16 protein-coding genes are annotated in these 18,124 nt (G+C 69.1%); 12 read left to right on the forward strand and 4 right to left on the reverse strand.

The window, feature by feature from the left end:
* Nucleotides 1-22: 22 nt before the first annotated feature.
* Together AVAK2825_RS08785 and AVAK2825_RS08790 are read right to left on the reverse strand one after the other, a co-directional pair.
* Nucleotides 23-4,072: a tetratricopeptide repeat protein gene (locus AVAK2825_RS08785; protein ID WP_284396757.1), complete on the reverse strand. Its 4,050-nt coding sequence runs from the start codon at nt 4,070-4,072 to the stop codon at nt 23-25.
* Nucleotides 4,008-6,866 carry a bifunctional glycoside hydrolase/polysaccharide deacetylase family protein gene (locus AVAK2825_RS08790; protein WP_502870512.1) on the reverse strand — a complete coding sequence of 953 codons (2,859 nt, stop codon included), beginning with the start codon at nt 6,864-6,866 and terminating at the stop codon, nt 4,008-4,010. Before AVAK2825_RS08790 ends, AVAK2825_RS08785 begins: the two co-directional genes overlap by 65 nt.
* Nucleotides 6,867-7,228: 362 nt before the next feature.
* On the opposite strand from AVAK2825_RS08790, the gene galE reads away from it, so the two are divergent.
* A complete protein-coding gene (gene galE, locus AVAK2825_RS08795) occupies nt 7,229-8,236 on the forward strand; it encodes a UDP-glucose 4-epimerase GalE (RefSeq protein WP_284396764.1) in 1,008 nt (335 codons plus the stop codon).
* Nucleotides 8,237-8,248: 12 nt separating this feature from the next.
* On the opposite strand, the gene AVAK2825_RS08800 is transcribed toward galE, so the two are convergent.
* Nucleotides 8,249-9,577: a dicarboxylate/amino acid:cation symporter gene (locus tag AVAK2825_RS08800; protein ID WP_272567623.1), complete on the reverse strand. Its 1,329-nt coding sequence runs from the start codon at nt 9,575-9,577 to the stop codon at nt 8,249-8,251.
* A gap of 151 nt (nt 9,578-9,728) precedes the next feature.
* On the opposite strand from AVAK2825_RS08800, the gene AVAK2825_RS08805 reads away from it, so the two are divergent.
* The 11 genes from AVAK2825_RS08805 to tatC all read left to right on the forward strand — a co-directional run bounded on the left by AVAK2825_RS08805 (nt 9,729) and on the right by tatC (nt 16,503).
* On the forward strand, nt 9,729-10,610 hold the full coding sequence (locus AVAK2825_RS08805; protein WP_284396767.1) for a D-hexose-6-phosphate mutarotase: 882 nt from the start codon (nt 9,729-9,731) through the stop codon (nt 10,608-10,610).
* Nucleotides 10,611-10,646: 36 nt separating this feature from the next.
* Entirely contained in the window at nt 10,647-11,426 is a 780-nt protein-coding gene (gene hisF / locus AVAK2825_RS08810; protein ID WP_272551361.1) for an imidazole glycerol phosphate synthase subunit HisF, read from the forward strand.
* Nucleotides 11,423-12,025 carry a hypothetical protein gene (locus AVAK2825_RS08815; RefSeq protein ID WP_284396771.1) on the forward strand — a complete coding sequence of 201 codons (603 nt, stop codon included), beginning with the start codon at nt 11,423-11,425 and terminating at the stop codon, nt 12,023-12,025. Before hisF ends, AVAK2825_RS08815 begins: the two co-directional genes overlap by 4 nt.
* 104 nt (nt 12,026-12,129) lie before the next feature.
* Nucleotides 12,130-12,537 (forward strand): phosphoribosyl-AMP cyclohydrolase, encoded by a 408-nt coding sequence (gene hisI / locus AVAK2825_RS08820; RefSeq protein ID WP_487090342.1) that lies wholly within the window; start codon nt 12,130-12,132, stop codon nt 12,535-12,537.
* Nucleotides 12,538-12,548: 11 nt separating this feature from the next.
* Entirely contained in the window at nt 12,549-12,968 is a 420-nt protein-coding gene (locus AVAK2825_RS08825; RefSeq protein ID WP_284396774.1) for a phosphoribosyl-ATP diphosphatase, read from the forward strand.
* On the forward strand, nt 12,965-13,348 hold the full coding sequence (locus AVAK2825_RS08830; protein ID WP_272567628.1) for a DUF4870 family protein: 384 nt from the start codon (nt 12,965-12,967) through the stop codon (nt 13,346-13,348). Before AVAK2825_RS08825 ends, AVAK2825_RS08830 begins: the two co-directional genes overlap by 4 nt.
* Nucleotides 13,341-14,375 (forward strand): patatin-like phospholipase family protein, encoded by a 1,035-nt coding sequence (locus AVAK2825_RS08835; protein WP_284396777.1) that lies wholly within the window; start codon nt 13,341-13,343, stop codon nt 14,373-14,375. Before AVAK2825_RS08830 ends, AVAK2825_RS08835 begins: the two co-directional genes overlap by 8 nt.
* A gap of 53 nt (nt 14,376-14,428) precedes the next feature.
* On the forward strand, nt 14,429-14,788 hold the full coding sequence (locus AVAK2825_RS08840) for a histidine triad nucleotide-binding protein (RefSeq protein WP_284396780.1): 360 nt from the start codon (nt 14,429-14,431) through the stop codon (nt 14,786-14,788).
* 104 nt (nt 14,789-14,892) lie between these two features.
* Complete coding sequence (gene tatA / locus AVAK2825_RS08845; RefSeq protein WP_284396782.1) at nt 14,893-15,141, forward strand: Sec-independent protein translocase subunit TatA; 249 nt, start codon at nt 14,893-14,895, stop codon at nt 15,139-15,141.
* A gap of 21 nt (nt 15,142-15,162) precedes the next feature.
* Entirely contained in the window at nt 15,163-15,654 is a 492-nt protein-coding gene (tatB, locus tag AVAK2825_RS08850) for a Sec-independent protein translocase protein TatB (protein WP_284396785.1), read from the forward strand.
* Nucleotides 15,655-15,711: 57 nt separating this feature from the next.
* Nucleotides 15,712-16,503: a twin-arginine translocase subunit TatC gene (gene tatC, locus AVAK2825_RS08855; protein ID WP_284396789.1), complete on the forward strand. Its 792-nt coding sequence runs from the start codon at nt 15,712-15,714 to the stop codon at nt 16,501-16,503.
* Between the two features lie 305 nt (nt 16,504-16,808).
* Here tatC and AVAK2825_RS08860 read toward each other — a convergent pair whose 3' ends face one another.
* The gene (locus tag AVAK2825_RS08860) at nt 16,809-17,966 is read right to left on the reverse strand and encodes a S1C family serine protease (protein WP_272567637.1); all 1,158 of its coding nucleotides are present in this window, start codon (nt 17,964-17,966) and stop codon (nt 16,809-16,811) included.
* Between the last annotated feature and the right edge of the window lie 158 nt (nt 17,967-18,124).

Consider the following 18,124-nt stretch of genomic DNA (forward strand, 5'->3'; position numbering starts at 1 on the left):
GTGGATTCCTTTGGAGACGACATCAGAAATGGAGACGGTAGGTGAACAGCAGGCTGCGCGTGAGGCCCTGCAGCTGCAGGCCCGACTTGCCCACGCCCCAGCTCAGGCCCAGGTGGTCGGAGCCGAGCACGCTGCCGGCCATGCCCAGGCGCAGTTCGTAGCCCGGGCCGAGCACGCTGTGCCAGGTGCGGCTGGCCGTGGCGAATGGCAGCAGGGCGCGCGTGTATTCCTGCTCGTAGCGCATGTTGGTGGACACCTGCAGGCCATAGAAGCTGAAGCTCTCTGGCAGGAAGAAATCCTGCCCCAGCGGGCCGGCGTTCACGGGCACGTAGCGGCGCACTTCCAGGTCCCGCGGCGCGAGCGTGCTCAGGTCGCGCCGCGAAAAATCGTGGTGCGACCAGAACGCGCCGAACTCCAGCAGCGGCGTCTCCTGCCGGTAGGTGTGCGTGTAGTTGATCGACGTGTGGCGGCCGCTGCCCAGCGAGGCGCCGGTCTGCAGCGTGTAGCGCTCGTCGGCATAGCCGATGGTGAACTGGTCCTGCCGCGTGGCCTGGTAGCGCAGGCTGGCGCCGGCGCGGTCCTTCATGCCGGCGATGCGCAGCGCGAGGCTTTCCTGGCTGGGCAGCTGCATGCCGAGTTCCATGCGCAGGGTCAGCCGGTTGTCGATGCGCTGCTCGTGCTCGACCTGCAGCGGCGTGTAGGCCAGAAAGCTCTCGCGGCGGCCGGCGCGGAACATCGTCTCGCCGTCGGGATGGCGCCAGCGCACCTGCACGTCCAGCGCACGCTCGTCGGGCGGGTTGCGCACCACGAGCGCATTGGTGGCATGCCGGCGGATGCTGATGAAGTTCACGTCCATGGCCAGCCGCGGGCTGATGGCGATGTGGAACACCGCGTCGGCCTCGCTCTCGTCCATGCCGCCCAGCTGCTGGAACTGCAATTTGGTGCCCGCGTGGTCGCTGAAGGCCAGCAGGCTTTCGGTGAGCTGCAGGTGCAGGGGCTGGTCGTCGTGCTGGTCCTGCTGGGCGTCGAAGGCGGCGGTCTGCGCGAGGCGGATGTCGTTCACGGCGCGCGCCGCGTTCACCCGGTCGTAGCGGGGCAGGCGTTCGTCGAACTCCTGCAGCAGCTGGCCGGTGGCGGCCTTGTCGTCTTCGGCCAGCGCGACCGTGATCTCGGCCCACAGCGGGCGGTTGCTGCGCACGCCGCGGCTGCGGGCGTACTGGTGCCACAGGAAGCCGCGCTCGGCCGTGTATTCGCCGGCGTCCTGCAGCCAGCCGATGGCCGTCTCGGCCGCCGCGTTGGACATGCCGCCCTGGGCGTCGCGGTCCAGGCGCAGCAGTTCGCGCAGCACGTCGACCGAGGGGTCGCCGGGCCGCTGCGTGAGGAACAGCCGGGTGCGGGCGATGCGCCGGGTCTGGTCCAGGCCTTCTTCGGTGAGCCAGCGCTGGCGTGCCTGCGCGGGCGTGAGGCGCACGCCGCCATCGCCCTTGCGCACCGATTTCCATTCGCGCGACAGCAGTTCGCGGCGCAGCCGCCACGAGCGGTCGGACTGCTGGTTCTGGTCCAGCGCGTCGGCGTAGTTCATGAGCCACAGGAAGTCGTCCTGGTGCTCCCGCAGGTGTGGCGTGAGGTAGCGGTCCAGGGCCACCTGCGGTAGCGACAGGGCCTGGTAGGCCGCCGCCAGCGCATCGTGCACATCGCTGTCGCGTGCCCAACTGCGCTCCTGCGTGGCCAGCAGGGTGCGCAGCGAGACGGCATCGTTGCTGTCGATGAACAGCCACATCAGAGCCTGGCGCATCTCCGACGAATCGGGGCTCAGCCGCAGGCCGGCTTCGAAGTGCCGGCGCGCCTCGGGCAGGTTGCCGGTGTTCTGGTAGTAGGTGCCGGCCAGCCGCAGGAACTCGGGAATCTGCCACAAGCGCGCTAGCGAGCGCCGGGTTGCCGTGGGGCTCGCGTCCAGCTGGGCGAGCAGGGGGCCGAACGCCTCCCACCGGCTGCGGCCCGAATACAGCGCCAGGGCCTCGACCAGGTAGCGCGGCTCGTCGAACCGCTGCCAAGCCAGCACGGACACGCGCGCGGCCTCCAGCGGCTGGTCGGTGATGAGCAGGCGCACCAGGGCGTCGAAGTCCGACACATCCGTGCCCTTGGTTTCCACCAGGCGCCGGTAGGCCTGCACGGCCAGGTCGTTGCGCTCGCGGCTTTCGGCCAGTTGGCCCGTGAGCCGCCAGAAGTCGGTCTCCATGTCCTGCGCGGGCAATTGCTGCTGCTGGGCCGTCTCCAGCCACTTCAGGCCTTCGTCGGGCCGGCCGTGGGTGAGGGCGAGGATGGCCGCGCGCATGGCGCGGGCGGGCGTCACCTGGGCCTTGTCGGCCAGCAGGCGGCGCCAGTTGTCGAGCGCGAGGGTGGGCTGGCCCGCGCGTTCGGCGAGGTTGGCCAGCAGTTCCACCGCCTGCGGGCTCTTGGCGTGGTCCTTCAGGTAGTCGATGGCGGGCTGTGGCTCGCCGATGCGCTCATAGGCATCCACCAGCGCGCGCACCAGGTTGAAGTCGTCGGGCCGGCTGCGCAACTGGTGGCGCAGGGCAAGCACCAGGGCGCCGTCGTCGAACTGGCCCGGCGCCAGGCGCAGCACGGCCTGCCAGGCGGCCTCCTTCTGCGTCTGGCGGGCGATGAAGAGCCAGTTCTCCAGCGCCGGGGCGGGGCGCTGCGTCCATTCGGACACCTGGGCCAGCCGCTCGCGCCACGCGAGGTCCTGCGGCTGCTGCTGCACGGCCGCGTTGGCCAGGGCCCAGGCGTCGTCCAGCTTGCGGTTTTCGAGAAACACCTCATAGCCCAGCGTGTAAATCTTGTCGTCGAAAGGCAGGCCGGGCGGCGGCACGTTGCGCGGCGCAGGCCGTGCGGCAGGGGTGGCCGGTGCGGCGGCGGTTGCTGCGGGCGTGGCTTCTGCCGCCTGCGCCATGCGCTGCAGGCGCCAGGGTCCGGCGGGCACGGTGTCGGGTGCTTGCAGGCGCAGCCACGGCGGCACCATCAGGTGGGCGCCATCGTCGTACCGGTGCAGCGGCGCGGCCGCTGTAGCGGGGCTCGTCAAGGGGCGCAGCAGGGCGCCCACGGGCCGCATGGCTTCGGCATCGTCGCCCTGGGCCAACGCGCTGGGCGGTGCCGGCCATGGCGGGCTGAGCGAGATGCGCAGCAGGCGCCGCACATAGCGGTCCGCCACCGCCGGCTTACCGGCCGCCCGGGCCAGGTTGGTGATCATGAGCAGCGTCTGCGGGTCGTCGGCCAGAGGGCCGATCTCGCGCTCGGCCAGGGCCAGGGCGGCCACGGGCTGGTTGCCCGACTGCAGCGTGCGCACGGCGGCCAGGTAGTAGGCCTTGGCCTGTTCCGGGTCGGGCGTGACCTGGCGCGCCAGCATGTACAGCTCGGCGCTGCCCGCGTAGTCGCCCGTGCCCAGTGCTTCCTTGGCGGCCCGCTCGTACAGGCGCGCAGCCTCGCGCGGGTCTTTGGCCTCCTGCGCCAACTGGCGGCTCATGGCGACGCCGGTGGCGCGGTCTTCCATTTCGGCCGCGCGGCGGGCCAGCAGTAATTGGCGGTCGGCGGGCCACTTTTCCTTGGCCAGGGCCTGGAGCTGGCGCTTGAGGCCCTCACGCTGGGCTTTGCGGCGCTCGGTTTCCTTCTCGGGCGTGCGTTGGTATTCGGCGTACGACAGGTCCCACAGGCTCCACAGCGCGTCGCGGTGCAGTTCCGGGTCGCTGGAATCCAGCGCGGGCTGCAGCGTGGCCCGCGCGTCCGCCATTTCGCCCACGGCGATCTGGCGCTGCGCCAGCAGCAGGCGCAGGCGGGGGTTGTCGGGATCGCTGCGCAGCAGATTGGTCAGGTAGGCCACCGACAGCGCGATGTCGGTGGTCTCGGACAGCCGGCGCTCCAGATCCTGGCGGGGGTACAGCAGCCACAGCCCCCCGCCGACCATGCTGGCCAGCAGGGCAATCAGCCACGAAGGCGCCAGGACGGGGCGCTCAGCGGGCTGGGCACTGGAGCTGGATTTGCGCAGCAGCATCGGCGATCCGGAATTGTTGGACATCCGGGCCGGCCGGAGTGGCCGCCCGCGTGGGGGTGAGCAGTTTCTGGTTGGCGCGCACCTGGCAGTTGCCGGCCGCCGCCACGCTGAACGCGAGCGGGGCGTAGGCCTTCAGCGTGAACTCGGTGCGCGCGCCCTGGTCGCGCACGTTCCAGTCGCCGAGCCGGCCGTTGGCATCGAACAGGTAAGGGCCCTGGGCCACCGCGGCGGGCGTACTGGCCGTGGCCGCATGCGCCGCGGCGCCGGCCTCGGCCGCCGCGCCACGGGTCTGCACCCACGCAGCGCCGCCGGTCAGGTGCACGTAGGTGCCCTCGGCACCGGCGCGGTAGCCCGCCACGCCCTGGCTGGCCTGCACCATCGGCGTGCCGAGGGCCGGGGGCAGGCGCAGCGTGCGCAGCTCGCCGTCGCCGCGCACGCGCCAGCCCGCGCCGTCGCGCGCCAGCGCGTAGGTGTGGAAGTCGCGCACCTTGCGGATGAACTCCGAGGCGAACACCGGGTGCAGCGGCTGGGCCACCGCCCAGTCGTACACCTTGCGCAGCACGTTGAGACCGGCGCGTTTGGTGGTGGAGTACACGTGGTAGTAGATGTCCACAGGCTTGATGCGGCGGGGCGTTTCCGTCATCTCGAAGCTCTGCAACACCTGCTCGTAGCCGTAGTAGGGGCCGCGCCACAGGTTGGTGTAGATGTTCTCGTTGGTGATGGGCGCGTACACCTGCAGGTAGCCGTTCTTCTGGATGCCATGCGCGCCCACCGCAGTGAGCGAGGGGTTGGTGCGCGTGATGGACGTGTCGCCGCCGTTCATGTTGAGCAGGCCCGCGCGTTCGGTGATCTCCAGCGCCTCGGCGCCAGGCGCAGTGTCGCCCGACCACAGCAGGATCTTGACCTTCTTGTCCGGCGGCGCCAGCCGGGTGTTGATGTATTCGGTCGAGCCCACGATCTCGCGTTTCAGGTCCATGGTGTAGCCGGGCACGTCCAGGCTCATGGCGGCTTCCGAGTTCTCGCTGAACAGCCCGTGGCGCACGCTGCGGTCCCACAGGAACGGGTGCGAGTAGGTGTGGCTGGCGATCTCCACGTGGGGCAGTCGGAACATGCGCCGCGCGATGTCCTCCAGTTCCTTGCTCATCTCCGGGTGCAGGCCGTGCGGCGCGATCTCGGCCTCGATCACGGACATGGTCTGCGGCACGGTGCGGTATTTCTCGAACACTTCCTTGAGCAGCACCAGCCCGGCGTTGGGGCTACCCGGCAGTTCTGCCAGGGAGGGGAAGCCGTCGCCGTCCACGTGCGAGAACATCAGCCGGCGGCCGTTCTCGGTGGTCACGTCGGGCACCGGAATGGGCGGCAGGCGAAGCGCCTGCGTGAGGAAGGCGAAGGGGTCCACCACCCAGCGCGCATAGTCGGTGCCGGGCACCTCCACCACGACGAAGGGGTCCACCACGAAGCCGCCCCAGGGCATGATCGCGCCGCCGACGAAGGACTGGCCGCGCTGGTCCTTGAACTCCACCAGCGAGCGGCCCGCCTGCACCGGCACGCCGTTGCGCATGACGGGCTCGAACTGCGCCCGGGCCGCCGGCTCCACTGCCATCTCGAAGCCCATCATCGGGTCCTGGACCACGGGCTTTTGCGTGCCGCGCGGTGGCGAGGCATTGCCCTGGATGCCCAGTTTGTCGTTGAGCTGGCGGTCCAGCGCGAAGCCGAAGTTGCCGAACACCGCCAGGGGCGTGCGCTCGGCCAGCCGGGCCTGCAGCCACTGGTTCATCGCCTTGGTGCGGGTCTCGGGCAGGAAGCCGGAGAACCACGTCACGATGCCCGCGTAGCGGTCCTGGTACACGCCGGCGGGCAGTTCGTTGCGCACGTCCGCATAGTCCACCACGTAGCCCATGTGGTTGAGCGGCATCTGCAGGAAGCGGTGGGCTGCGGCGTAGTTCAGCGCCGGGCTTTCGCCGCCGTAATAGACCACCAGCACCCGCCGCGGCACCACCTCGATGCTGCCGATGCCGACGGTGTGCACCTGGCTGTCCGTCACCCAGGGGATGAAGCCCAGGTCCTTGATCTTTTGCGCCGTGGCGCGCGTCAGCTCGCGGTCCGCGGGCGGCACGTAGTCGATGGCCAGTACCGGCAGGCCGTCGCGCTCGCGGATCGTGCGCAACTGGCCCAGCAGCCATTCGCGGTCCTCCGCCTTCACGGGTTCGTAGCGCTGGGCGCCGGCGTTCCAGCCCTGGTAGAGCGACTCGGCCGCCACCATCTGGATCTTGTCCTTGACCCGGGGCACGACCTCGAAGCCCCGGTTCAGGATGAGCTTGATGCCCGGGAAGCGCTGGTGCAGCAGTTCAATCACGCGCACGATGCCGGCCTGTTGCGCCGCCTCGTCGAACTGGTTGGCGAGCCGGTACGAGTCGAGGGTGTCCAGGAAAAAGCCGCGGTAGCCGCTTTGCCACAGCGGGCCGACCACACGGGAGGCGAAGAACTCGGGCCAGTCGGCCGGCGTCTGGTCGATCACCTCGGAATTCCAGGCGCCGTTGCGGGCCAGCTTCCATGCCGCGGGGATGTCGCCGTAATAGGGGCGGGACGACTGCACCTCCGCCACCGAGACGTAGGCATACAGCTCGCTGCCGCCTTGGCGATAGGCCACAGGGTCCTGGCCATGGCCGGGTTCGACCACCACGATGTCGAACACCTTCAGCTCCGACAGCGGGGCGGTCGGACCGTAGTGCAGCGCCACCGCCGGCGCAGCGGCCCAAGCCCAGGCCGGCAGCACCAGGAATAGGCTTAAAAACAACAGTCGAAGCGTGGTTGGCACGATGGGTCGAGGGTGGGGACGCACAAGATGAAGCGGTTCGGATGCAGGGGATCTCGTTCGGATCATTGGGCCTGGCATCGTGGAAGCGGTGACTCTTCCGATTGAATGTTGCTACTTATAGACACATTGGCGCGGAAAAGGGAGACGGATACACCCCTGCATTAAGAAAAACAATCGAAACAATAGGTTTCATATGTGCATATTCCACACCGAAGTTCCGCACCGGGTTAAATACCAGCACGGCTCCATTTCCCCATCTTGACGGCTGGCAGGGTTTTGTGTTTTCCCGCCGACTTCTTTCGCGCGGCGCCCGGCACGGTACGCGGGGCTCGGGCATCCGGTTTCAAAAAAGGAGAAATTTCGTGATCCTCGTCACAGGCGGGGCCGGCTTCATCGGCTCCCACACTTGCGTCGCGCTGGCAGCCGCCGGCATTCCCTATCTCATCCTGGACAACTTCGGTAACAGCCGCCGCTCGGTGCTGGACCGCCTGGCCCGCATCACGGGTGCGACGCCCGAGTGCGTCGAGGGCGACGTGCGCGACGAGGCCCTGCTGGCGCGCATCTTTGCCGAGCACCCCATCGAGGCCGTGGTGCATTTCGCGGCGCTCAAGGCGGTGGGCGAGTCGGTGCGCCAGCCGCTCGCCTACTACGACAACAACGTGGCCGGCACCGTGGTGCTGCTGCGGGCCATGCAGAAGGCGGGGGTGCGGTCGCTGGTGTTCTCCTCGTCGGCCACGGTGTACGGCGAACCGGCCTCGGTGCCGATCCGCGAGGATTTCCCCCTGTCGGCCACCAACCCCTACGGCTGGACCAAGCTCATGATGGAGCAGGTGCTGGCCGACGTGGACGCGGCCGAGCCCGGCCAGTGGCGCATCGCGCGGCTGCGCTACTTCAACCCCGTGGGCGCCCACGAGAGCGGCCTGATCGGCGAAGACCCGCAGGACGTGCCCAACAACCTGCTGCCCTACGTGGCCCAGGTCGCCGTCGGGATGCGCGAGAGCCTGAGCGTCTACGGCGACGACTACCCCACCCCCGACGGCACGGGCGTGCGCGACTACATCCACGTGTGCGACCTGGCCGACGGCCATGTGGCGGCGCTGCGCTACCTGCGCGAGCACCCCGGTCTGCTCACCGTGAACCTGGGGACGGGCCGGCCCGTGTCGGTGCTGGAGATGGTGCGCGGCTTCGAGCGCGCGAGCGGCCGCCCGGTGCCCTACCGCGTGGTGGCGCGCCGGCCGGGCGATGTGGCCCAGTGCTGGGCCGACCCGGCGCTGGCCGAGCAACTGCTCGGCTGGAAGGCCCACCACGGCCTGGACCGCATGTGCGCCGACGCCTGGCGCTGGCAGGACGGGGCGGCGCGCACGCTCTGACGCGCCGCGGTCTCAGGCCGGTGCCTGCGCCGGGACGCCGTCGCCGCGCGGCGCATCGGGCTCGGTGTCCAGCGTGGCGGCGTGCACGGCCGCCTCTTCCTCGGACAGCAGCGCGCCTTCCCACTTGGCCACCACCGCCGCGGCGATCGAGTTGCCCACCGCGTTGGTCGCCGAGCGGCCCATGTCGAGGAAGGTGTCCACGCCCAAAATCAGCAGCAGGCCCGCTTCGGGAATGTTGAAGTGGTTGAGCGTGGCGGCGATCACCACCAGCGAGGCGCGCGGCACGCCCGCCATGCCCTTGGAGGTGAGCATCAGGATCAGCAGCATGGTCACCTGCGTCTCCAGCGGCAGGTGGATGCCGTAGGCCTGCGCGATGAACAGCGTGGCGAACGTGCAGTAGATCATCGAGCCGTCGAGGTTGAACGAGTAGCCCATCGGCATCACGAAGCTGGAGATGCGGCGCTTCACGCCGAACCGGTCCAGCGCGTCCAGCAGCTTGGGGTAGGCCGCTTCCGAGCTGGCCGTGGCGAACGACAGCAGGAACGCCTCGCGGATGTTGCGCAGCAGCACGATGATGCGCCGGCCCAGGGCCAGGTAGCCGGCCAGGATCAGCACGGCCCACAGGATCACCAGCGCCAGGTAGAAGTCGCCCATGAACACGGCGAACTTCAGCAGGATGCCCAGGCCGTTCACCGCCACGGTGGCGGCCATGGCCGCCAGCACGGCCACGGGGGCGAACTTCATCACGTAGCCGGTGATCTTGAGCATCACGTGCGACAGCTCCTCGATGCCGCGCACCAGCGTGCGGGCCTTCTCGCCCAGGCCCGCCAGGGCGATGCCGAAGAACATCGAGAACACCACGATCTGCAGGATCTCGTTGTTGGCCATGGCCTCCACGAACGAGCGCGGCACCAGATGGTTCACGAAGTCCTTGAGCGTGAACTTGGACGTCGCCAGGTGCGCGGACTGCCCCGCATCCGGCAGCGCCAGCCCCATGCTCGCGCCCGGCTGCAGCACGTTGGCCAGCACCAGGCCCAGCAGCAGCGACACCAGCGATGCCGTGAGGAACCACCCCATGGCCTTGGCGAACACCCGGCCCACCGACGACGCATCGCCCATGTGGGCGATGCCCACCACCAGGGTGGAGAACACCAGCGGCGCGATCAGCATCTTGATGAGTCGCAGGAACACGTCCGACGCGATGGAGATGTAGCCCGCGATGCGCGCGGCTTCCTCCGGCTGGAGCACGTTGGCGTGGATCAGGTGGCCGATCACGATGCCGAGCGCCATCGCGACGAGGATGCCGACCGCGGGCGGGAGCTTTCTTTTCTTGGGCTGCATGGGTGACAGGGCGCGGCCGGCGGGTCCCGAAACGGGGAGCCGGCGATGCACCGATTTGGGGAAAACCCGCGATTGTGCTGCATGCGGGACGCCGCCCTGCCACCGGCCCCGCGCCCCTGCCCGGCGCGTGGCGGGCTCCTACAATCGCCGGATGACCGCCACTCCGCCCGTGCCGCCCTCCGCGCGCTCCGTGACCTTCCATGGCCTGCCCGCACTGCAGCTGGCGCTGCCGACGGGCGAGACCGCCACCATCGCGCTGCAGGGCGCCCAGGTGCTGTCCTGGACCGGCTGCGATGGCGCCGAGCGGTTCTTCCTGAGCCCGCGCGCCGCCCTGGACGGCCACTCGCCGATCCGCGGGGGTGTTCCCGTGTGCTTTCCCCAGTTCAACCAGCGCGGCCCCCTGGCCAAGCACGGCTTTGCGCGCACCTTGCCCTGGCGGGTGGAGCGCAGCGAGGCCGATGGCGACAGCGGCAGCGATGGCCCTGTGGCCCGCGCCGTGTTCGCGCTGGACGACACGCCCGAGACGCGGGTCTGGTGGCCCCACGGCTTCGCGGCGCGCCTCACGGTGGTGCTGTCCGCCGAACACCTTCTGCTCGACCTGTCGGTGCGCAACACCGGCACCACGGCGTGGGATTTCACCGCCGCGCTGCACGGCTACTACCGCGTGAGCGACATCGCCGCCACCCGCGTGGAGGGGCTCGATGGCTGCGCCCGCTGGGATTCGGTGGCCGATGTGCATTCGGTGCAGCAGGGCCCCGTGGCGTTCGACGGCGAATACGACTGCATCTTCTCGGCCGCGCCCGCGCCACTGCGGCTGCATGCGGGCGACCACGCGCTGACCCTCGCGCAAAGCCCGTCCTGGGGCAACACGGTGGTCTGGAACCCCGGCGCCGCGCTGTGTGCCAAGCTGGCCGACCTGCCCCCCGACGGCTACCGGCACATGGTGTGCGTGGAAGCCGCCTGCATCGACCAACCCGTGCATCTGGCCCCCGGCGCCGGCTGGACGGGCTGGCAGCGCCTGGGGGCCGGCTGAGCCGCCCCTTCACCCGTTTCTTTCTTCGGACTTCCCATGCTTGCCAAACGCATCATTCCCTGCCTCGACGTGACCGGCGGTCGCGTGGTCAAGGGCGTCAACTTCCTCGAACTGCGCGACGCGGGCGATCCCGTGGAGATCGCCGCGCGCTACAACGGCCAGGGTGCCGACGAGCTGACCTTCCTGGACATCACCGCCACCAGCGACGGGCGCGACCTCATCCTGCACATCATCGAGGCCGTGGCCAGCCAGGTCTTCATTCCCCTCACCGTGGGCGGGGGCGTGCGCACGGTGGAAGACGTGCGCCGCCTGCTGAACGCGGGCGCCGACAAGACCAGCTTCAACTCCGCCGCCATCGCCAACCCGGACGTCATCAGCGCCGCCTCGGCCAAGTACGGCGCGCAGTGCATCGTCGTGGCCATCGATGCCAAGCGCCGCCAGGGCGAGGACCTGCAGGCGCGCGGCGAAGGCTGGGACGTGTACAGCCACGGCGGGCGCAAGAACACCGGGCTGGACGTTTTGCAATGGGCCACCGAGATGGCGCGGCGCGGCGCGGGCGAGATCCTGCTCACCAGCATGGACCGCGACGGCACCAAGTCCGGCTTCGACCTGCAGCTCACCCGCGCCGTGAGCGACGCGGTCAGCGTGCCGGTGATCGCCTCGGGCGGGGTGGGCAACCTCGACCACCTGGCCGACGGCGTGCAGCAGGGCGGGGCCGATGCCGTGCTGGCCGCCAGCATCTTCCACTACGGCGAATACACCGTCGGTCAGGCGAAGGCGCGTATGGCCGAGCGGGGCATTCCGGTGCGGCTGTGACGGGCCGCACCCGGGGCCGCGCCCGCGTCGCGGCGGGGATCTGCACGGTCCTTTTCGCCGCCGTGCTGGCAGGCTGCGCGCAGGGCCCGCGCCCTGCGGGCAGCACGCCTGCGCCGTCCTATGCCTCGGGCTACTTCGACCGCGCGCCTTGCGCCGACCGCATCGGCCGCTGCTTCGACGCCACCATCGGCGGCCAGCCGGTGGAGGTGATCGCCACGCGCGAGGAGTTCGAACGCCTGCGGGCGCAGCTGCGCGCCCTCGACGGCGGCGTGCGCGACGTGTACTGGACCGTGCGCCGCCCGCTGGGCAGGGCCGCGGCGCTCGATGTGGAAACGTTCGCCAACGCGTTCGGGCGTGCCCATGTCGGCGAGCCCCGCGAGGAGGCCGACGTGACGGTGTATGCCCTCGACGGGCAGAACCTGGAGAGCGAGACCGAGCACGTCGCCAGTCCCGACGTGCGCATCGGCGGCCGCCCGGCCGTGGTGCAGCAGGAGACGCTCATGCAGGACACGCTGCCGCCCGGCCGCTACGCCTTCGCCATCAAGTACCTGGGCCGCACGAACTGGGACCGCAAATGGGTGTTCCTGTCGGTGCAGTGAGGCCCGCATGCTTTTTTGCATGAAAATGGCCTTCGGAACAATCTATACTAGGGCGTTATGCTATGAAAATAATAGCAAAACAGGCCTTTCCCGCAGTGCAGCAAATGACCGAGAATGACTCCATGAACTGGCTCGACGAAGTGAAATGGGATGCGCAGGGTCTGGTGCCCGCCATCGCGCAGGAGGCGGCCACGGGCGATGTGCTCATGTTCGCGTGGATGGACCGCGAGGCCCTGGCCAAGACGGCCGAACTGGGGCGCGCGGTGTATTTCAGCCGCTCGCGCGGCAAGCTGTGGTTCAAGGGCGAGGAGTCGGGCCACGTGCAGACGGTGCACGAGATCCGCCTGGACTGCGACAACGACGTGGTGCTGCTCAAGGTGACGCAGCTCGGCCACGAGCCGGGCATCGCCTGCCACACCGGCCGTCACAGCTGTTTTTTCAGCGTGCTCAAGGACGGCGCCTGGCAGGCGGTCGATCCGGTCTTGAAAGACCCCGAGTCCATCTACAAATAACGGCAATGCCCATGACCATTCCCCTCACCGACGCCCCGGCTGCTCCGCAGGCCCGCCCGTCCGAAGACGCGCTCGCGCGGCTGGCCGCCGTGATCGAAAGCCGCAAGCCCGCCCATGGCGGCGATGCCGACAAGAGCTACGTGGCGCGGCTGCTGCACAAGGGACCGGACGCCTTCCTCAAGAAGATCGGCGAGGAAGCCACCGAGGTCGTCATGGCCGCCAAGGACGTGGACCATGGCGCCGACCCATCCAAGCTGGTGTACGAAGTGGCCGACCTGTGGTTTCATTCCATGATCGCCCTCGCGCACTACGGCCTGACCCCGGCCGACGTGGTGGCCGAGCTGGAGCGCCGCGAGGGCACCAGCGGCATCGAGGAAAAATCCCTGCGCAAGGCCCTGGCCCGCGCCAACGACGAAGGAGCCAACGCGTGAGCGACATCATCGACGTGGAGCCTAACGAGCGGGCCGAATCGCTCAAGACCGTGGGTTGGATCAGCTACTTCCTGCACCTGATCGTCGCCGTGGGCGCCGTCATCCCCGGCGCCCAGCCGGGGGCCCTGCTGCTGGTCATCGCCCTGGTCATCGACCTGGTCAAGAAAAGCGATGCCGAAGGCACCTGGCAGGCCAGCCATTTCTCGTACCGCATCCGCACCGTCCTCTGGGCCGGCGTGCTCTACGTGGTGACCGCGCCGCTGTGGCTGCTGTTCATCGCGCCGGGCTGGATCGCCTGGGGCCTGATCTCCATCTGGTTCCTGTACCGCATCGTGCGCGGCATGGTCGCGATGAACAAGGGCCAGGCGATCGATGCCTGAGGCAGCGGCCCCCGCAGCGCCGCGGCGGCTCAACCTCGCCCTGCAGGGCGGCGGCTCGCATGGCGCGCTGACCTGGGGCGTGCTCGATGCGCTGCTGGAAGACGGACGCTTCACGCTCGACGGCATCAGCGGCACGAGCGCCGGCGCCATGAACGCCGTGGCCCTGGCCCACGGCTTCGCGCAGGCCGCCAAGGCCCACCGGCATGCCAGCGCCGACGCGGCGCACCGCGCCGGCTGCGAGGCGGCGCGCGCCACGCTGCGGCAGCTGTGGGAGGGCGTGGGCGCCATGGGCAGCCTGCTGTGGGGCGTGCCGCTGGCCTCCAGCCCCTTCATGGGCATGATGACCCAGTGGCTCTCGCCCTACCAGACGAACCCGCTGGACATCAACCCGCTGCGCCGGCTGCTGGAGCGCGAGGTGGACTTCGACGTGCTGAGCGCCGCGCGCCACCCCCGCGTCTTCGTGTGCGCCACCAACGTGCGCACCGGGCGCGGCGAGATCTTCTCCGGCAAGGCCCTGAGCGCCGATGCCGTCATGGCCTCGGCCTGCCTGCCCCTCATGTTCAAGGCCGTGCAGATCGGCGACCAGCACTACTGGGACGGCGGCTACTCCGGCAACCCGGCCCTGTACCCCTTGATCTACAACACCGAGTGCAGCGACGTCCTGCTGGTGCAGATCAACCCCATCGAGCATGCCGAGGTGCCTGACACCGCCTCCGAGATCATGGAGCGCATGAACGAGGTCACCTTCAACGCCAGCCTCCTGGGCGAGATGCGCGCCATCGAGTTCGTGCGGCGCCTGCTGGCCGAGGGCAAGCTGGATGCGCGGCGCTACAAGAGCGTGCGCATGCACCGCATCGACGGCGGCTCGCTGCTGGCGGGCTTTGGCGCCTCCAGCAAGACGCGGGCGGACCTGCCGTTCATCCGCCAGCTGTTCGAGCTGGGCCGCACCGCGGGGCAGGGCTGGATCCAGGCCCACCAGGCCGACGTCGGCGTGCGTCCCACGGTGAACATGGCCGACAATGCCTGACCCGGCGCCTCCAGCCAGGCCCCGTTTTTCCAGTTCCACCCCATCCCCCATCCATGCAGCACGATCCGAACTGCCTTTTCTGCAAGATCATCGCGGGCCAGATTCCCTCCAGGAAGGTGTATGAGGACGAAGACATCTTCGCCTTCCACGACATCCACCCCTGGGCGCCTGTGCATTTTTTGATGGTGCCCAAGGAGCATGTGCACTCCATGGCCGGCGTGACCGAGGCCCATGCCGGCGTGCTGGGCCGCATGATGGCCCTGGCCCCGCGCCTGGCGCTGCAGCAGGGCTGCAATCCCTATCCGGAGGGCGGATTCCGCATCGTGGTGAACACGGGCGCCGAGGGCGGCCAGGAAGTGCACCACCTGCACGTGCACGTGATGGGCGGCCCGCGGCCCTGGCTCAAGGGCTGAACCGGCGGCCGCCGGGAAGGGCGTGGAGCCCGGGCGCCGCAGGGATATGAACTTCCCCGTCATGCGGCGGGTCTAGAATGGTCCGTATTCGTTAGGAGATTGACATGGGTTCGTTTTCCATCTGGCACTGGCTGATCGTGCTGCTGATCGTGGTGATGGTGTTCGGCACGAAGAAGCTCAAGAACATGGGCTCCGACCTGGGCGGCGCCGTCAAGGGGTTCAAGGACGGCATGAAGGACGGCTCCGCGAGCGACGTGCCGCCGGCCACGCCCCCCGCAGGGCAGGTCGTCAACCACACCGCTGCCGACCCCAAGGGCACCACCATCGACGTCGAAGCCAAGCACAAGGGCTAAAGCCCTGCCGCCCCTGCTTCCATGATTGATATTGGCCTGTCCAAAATGGCGCTGATCGGCGCCGTGGCGCTGATCGTCATCGGCCCCGAGAAGCTGCCGCGCGTGGCGCGCACCGTCGGCACGCTGCTGGGCAAGGCCCAGCGCTACGTGGCCGACGTGAAGTCCGAGGTCAACCGTTCCATGGAGCTGGACGAGCTGCGCAAGATGAAGGAAACGATGGAAGGTGCCGCACGCGACGTGCACCAGAGCATCCACACCAGCGCCAGCGACTTCGAGAAAGACTGGAACAACGACTTTTCCGGCACCGCGTCCGGCACGGGCACCGACACCGGTGTGCCGTACGACGCGGCCGGCGACGCCAGCGTGGTGCCCGCGTACAAGCACCCCGGCAAGAACTGGCGCCTCAAGCGGGGCGCCACGCCGCAGTGGTACAAAGCCCGCAGCGGCGTGCGCACCAAGGCCCAGTCGGGTGCGGCGCGCGTGGCCCGCTTTCGGCCCCAGAAATTCCATTGATGGCTGCGCACCCCGCGCAGCCACCCGCGCGGGTGCAATGCCCGCCCCTCCTGCACCATGTCCGACACCCCCACTAAAGAAGACGAGCTGGCCGGCACCGAACAGCCGTTCGTGCAGCACCTCATGGAGTTGCGCGACCGCCTGGTCAAGGCGCTGATCGCCATCGGCATCGCCGCGGGCATCCTGTTCCTGTACCCCGGCCCGGGCGCGCTCTACGACCTGCTGGCCGCGCCCCTGGTGGCGCACCTGCCCAAGGGCGCCACGCTGATCGCCACCTCGGTGATCTCGCCGTTCATGGTGCCGCTCAAGATTTTGCTGATGTCGGCCTTCCTGCTGGCACTGCCCGTGGTGCTGTGGCAGGTGTGGGCCTTCGTGGCGCCGGGCCTGTATTCGCACGAGAAGAAGCTGGTGCTGCCACTGGTGGTGTCCAGCACGCTGCTGTTCCTGGTGGGCGTGGCGTTCTGCTACTTCTTCGTGTTCGGGCAGGTGTTCGCCTTTATCCAGGGCTTCGCGCCCAAGAGCATCACCGCCGCGCCTGACATCGAGGCGTACCTGAGCTTCGTGCTCACCATGTTCCTCGCGTTCGGCCTGTCGTTCGAGGTGCCGATCGTCGTGATCGTGTTGGCGCGCATGGGGCTGGTCAGCGTGGAAAAGCTCAAGGGCTTTCGCGGCTATTTCATTGTGCTGGCCTTCATCATCGCCGCCGTGGTCACCCCGCCGGACGTGGTGTCCCAGTTGGCCTTGGCCGTGCCGATGTGCCTGCTCTACGAGCTGGGCATCTGGGCGGCGCAACTCTTCATCCGCCACACCAAGGCGCCCGAGGACGAACAGGCGCAGGAACCAACCTGACATTGGACTGAGGCTGGGCAACGCCTGCGCGGCGTGCCTTGCCCTTGCGCGCTGCCGTCTGGTCGCATCGCCGATGGCAGGGCGTGATCGGGTGATCGATTCTTCATGGCGACGCTGATGCCACGCCAGGGATTGCCTGCAGGGCGCTCCACGGCCTGTTCGATGGCCTGATCCGCGCCGGATGTTCACGTGGCGCCGGCGAGCCTTCAAGACCACGGCGCTACCCCTGGGCCGCCCGCAAGGCCCATCCATCACCCATCCGTTTCAATCCTGTCCCGCGGCGGAGCCCCCGGGACAACGCCTCTTCAACGCTGTGGCTGAGGTGCCCGCTGCGGCCGGGGCCGAGTTCCGGGCACCACCTCCAGCTCCACCTGCGAATCGCCGCGCTGCAGCTGGAACGTGGCGGGCGTGCCGGGCTTGAGCGAGGCCACGGCAGTCAGCAAGGCGGAGACGCTGGCGGTCGGCTTGTCCTGCACCTGCACGATCACGTCACCCGGGCGCATGCCGGCGCGGGCGGCGGGGCCGTCCTGCAGCACGCCGGTGATGATCACGCCCTCGGAGGCCTTCACGCCGAAGGTCTGCGCCAGTTCGGGCGACAGTTCGTTCGGCTCCACGCCGATCCAGCCGCGCGTGACCTGCCCGTCCTTCACAATGCCGTCCAGCACCAGCTTGGCGGTGGACACGGGAATGGCGAAGCCGATGCCCATGCTGCCACCCGAGCGCGAGTAGATGGCGGTGTTGATGCCCATCAGGTTGCCGTTCACGTCCACCAGCGCGCCGCCCGAATTGCCGGGGTTGATGGCCGCGTCGGTCTGGATGAAGTTCTCGAACGTGTTGATGCCCAGCTGGCTGCGGCCCAGCGCGCTCACGATGCCGCTGGTGACCGTCTGCCCCACGCCGAACGGGTTACCGATGGCCAGCACGTGGTCGCCCACGGCGAGCTGGTCGGAGTTGCCCAGCACGATCACGGGCAGCTTGTCCAGCTGCACCTTCAGGATGGCCAGGTCGGTGTCCGGGTCGGTGCCGATCACGGTGGCGCGCGTGCGGCGGCTGTCGGTCAGGGTGACCTCGATCTCGTCCGCGCCCTCGACCACGTGGTTGTTGGTCAGGATGTAGCCGTCCGGGCTGATGATCACGCCGCTGCCCAGGCCGGTCTGCGCCTGCTGCGTGCCCTGGTCGCCGAAGAAGAACTGGAACCACGGGTCGTTGCTGCGCGGGTGGCGCACGGCGGCCTTGCTGGTGTTGATGCTGACCACCGCCGGCGCGGCCTTGCGCGCCGCGGCGGCGAAGCTGCCGGGGGCGGGGGGCGCGGCCGGGGTGCTGGGCGCCTCAATCAGGGCCACCCCCGCGCCGCTGCGGGTCGCGCCGCGCCGCAGCCAGTCCGGCTGGAGGGTGGCGACGACGAAATAGGCCGCGACGAGCACCGTCACGGTCTGGGAAAACAGCAGCCAAAAGCGCTTCATGGTGGGCAGGGAAGAAAACCGGGGGAAGGGCGATTGTCGCCAGTTTGGGCCGGACCTTGGACGAACAAGGCCCCCGGCCCGTCAGCCCGGGGTCAGCCCCATGGGGGCGCCGCTCAGGGCAAACCCTTAAAATGCCGCAGCGACTGCCACCGCACCCC

Origin of the sequence: Acidovorax sp. SUPP2825 (assembly GCF_030158995.1) — a bacterium.
Lineage (GTDB): Bacteria > Pseudomonadota > Gammaproteobacteria > Burkholderiales > Burkholderiaceae_C > Paracidovorax.